The 2,572-nt window shown below is 67.4% G+C and carries 2 protein-coding genes; both read left to right on the top strand.

Annotated elements, in window-relative coordinates; genetic code table 11:
* Window positions 1-130: 130 nt before the first annotated feature.
* The gene (istA, locus tag AC07CM_RS50665; RefSeq protein WP_478883322.1) at window positions 131-1,669 is read left to right on the top strand and encodes an IS21 family transposase; all 1,539 of its coding nucleotides are present in this window, start codon (window positions 131-133) and stop codon (window positions 1,667-1,669) included.
* Entirely contained in the window at window positions 1,669-2,460 is a 792-nt protein-coding gene (gene istB / locus AC07CM_RS50660; RefSeq protein ID WP_478883321.1) for an IS21-like element helper ATPase IstB, read from the top strand. Before istA ends, istB begins: the two co-directional genes overlap by 1 nt.
* Window positions 2,461-2,572: the final 112 nt, after the last annotated feature.

Here is a 2,572-nt window from a genome sequence, read left to right as displayed (position 1 = left end):
TGACGGCGGCCATGACAAGCTCCCCATAGGCGGCCATTTACCGCCCCACTGATGGCCACGGGATTCCCCGGGTACGGCCAGATTTCTCCCCGCTCGCCCCGACAGGTCCTGCTCGGCGACGCTCGAGCGGGTGAAGAACAGCAGGGAGATCATGGAGATCCTCGAGGCTTACGACCTCACAGGGAGTTACCGCGCCGCGGCCGAGCTGGCCGGGTGCGACCACCACACGGTGGCTCGTTATGTGAAGATGCGGGCCGCTGGTCAGAACCCTGACCAGCACCGTCACCGGGCCCGCGCGATCGACGACTATCTGCCGAAGATCGAGGAACTGGTGGTCCGCTCGCAGGGCAAGGTCCGCGCGGACGTGGTCCACAAGCGGATCACCGCGATGGGCTTCATGGGCGGGGAACGCACCACCCGCCGCACCGTGGCCGAGGCGAAAGCCCAGTTCAGGGCCGGTCGGCGACGGATCTATCGGCCGTGGGTGACCGAGCCGGGGCTCTGGCTTCAGTACGACTTCGGCGACGGCCCGGTGATCAAAGGCCGCAAGACCACGCTGTTCTGCGCTTGGCTGGCCTGGTCCCGTTTCCGTGTCGTCATCCCCATCTGGGACAAGACGCTGCCGACGGTCACCGCGTGTCTGGACGCCACGTTCCGCAGGCTCGGCGGGGTGCCGGCCTATGTGCTCACGGACAACGAGAAGACGGTCACCACCGATCACGTCGCCGGCATCGCGGTCCGCAACCCGGAGATCGTCGAGGTCGCCCGCCACTACGGCACGACCATACGAACGTGCCTGCCGGCGGACCCCGAGACCAAGGGCGGCTCGGAGTCGACCGTGAAGATCGCGAAGGCCGACCTGGTCCCAAAGGACGTGAACCTCCGGGAGAACTACAAGACCTTCGGCGAGCTCGAAGCGGCCTGCCGAGCCTTCTGCGATGAGGTCAACTCCCGCAATCACAGGGCAACTCGGAGCAAGCCGACCGACCGGATCGCAGAGGAACGACAGCGTCTTCACCCGCTGCCGCGCAAGCCGTTCACTGCCACCTTCGGCACCACCCGCAGGGTCACCTGGGAGTCGACGATCTCGGTCGAAGCGGTCCGCTACTCGGTCCCGCACGAGCTGATCGACACCCGCGTCTGGGCCCGCTTCCACGGCGACGAACTGATCGTCACCGCCGTCGACGAGGACGGCTCGGCCCGCGAGGTCGCCCGCCACCACCGCGGCGAGCCCGGCTCTCCGGTCCTGGACGATGTCCACTATCCGCCGCGTGAGGACAAGGAAGCCGACCGCACCCCGAAGGCCACCTCCGCCGAGGAGGCCGCGTTCCTCCGGCTCGGCCCGGGTGCTGCGAGCTGGCTGATCGAGGCCGGGGCGGCCGGCATTCGCCGGATCAAGGCGAAGATGGCCGAGGCCGTTGCCCTGTCCAAGCTCTACTCAGCCGCGGAAGTTGACCGCGCGCTCGGCACTGCCGCGGTCACGGCCCGCTTCGCGGACAAGGACCTCATGTCGATCCTCGACTACCAGGCCGTCCACGGCATGGCCGAGCCGGTCCGCCGCAGCGAGAACCACTCGCTGCAACCCGGCACCTCCGCCTGGTCCGCCCTCGGCATCCCCGCCCCAAGCACTCCTGATCTTTCCGAGTACGACGAAAGCGACCACCTCTGATGGCCACCCCTCTTCGCACCGTTCCCGGCACCAACGGCGACCCGCTCACCGAGGCCATCGAGCTCACCAAGCGCCTCAAACTCCCGCACATCCGCAGGTCGTTGACCGACATCATCCCCACCGCCAAAGCCCAACGCTGGGATCCCGCCGAGGTCGTCCGCGTCCTGCTGGCCGAGGAAGCCGCCGGCCGCGACCGCGCCAACCTGCACACCCGCCGCAAGCGGGCCGGCTTCCCCACCGGCAAGACCTTCGGGGACTGGCACGAGAACAAGTCCTCCATACCCAGGGCCACTCAGGACGCTCTCAAGAGCCTGGAATGGGTCGGCCGCCGGGAGAATTTTTGCATCTGTGGCCCCTCGGGGACAGGAAAGTCGCACTTCACCGAGGCTCTCGGGCAGACCGCAGTCGAGGCCGGACTGACCGTCGCCTGGTTCACCATCGAGGACCTGGGCGCCCTGGTTCGCCGCCACCGCGCGGACGACTCCATCGCCCGGGCCCTCGCGAAGATCGTCCGCTCGGACCTGATCATCGTCGATGACATCGGACTGCTGCCCGTCTCCGAGGACGCCGCCGAGGGCCTCTACCGCCTGGTCGATGCCGCATATGAACGGCGCTCGATCGCGGTTTCGAGCAACCTCCATCCCTCTGGATTCGACGAGATCATGCCCAAGACCCTGGCCACCGCGACCGTCGACCGACTCCTTCACCATGCCCACGTCACGGTCACTCAGGGTGATTCATTCAGGTTCACCGAGGCCACCACCGGAAAGGGAGTGAAGCCCTTCAGCTGACCCACACCACCCGAGGGCGGGGAGATATCTGGCCGCCACCGGGGAACTTCCACTGGCCGTCAGTGGGGAGAACTACTGGCCGCCTCTGGGGAGAACTACATGGCCGTTGACA

It is taken from the genome of Streptomyces sp. NPDC044061 (assembly GCF_056434305.1).
Note: the sequence above shows the minus strand (reverse complement) of the source record. Positions and strands in the feature narration are given on the sequence as shown.

Bases quoted from the DNA above. Each gene is read 5' to 3' on its own strand.
- istB (WP_478883321.1), top strand. From the start codon at position 1,669: ATGGCCACCCCTCTTCGCACCGTTCCCGGCACCAACGGCGACCCGCTC.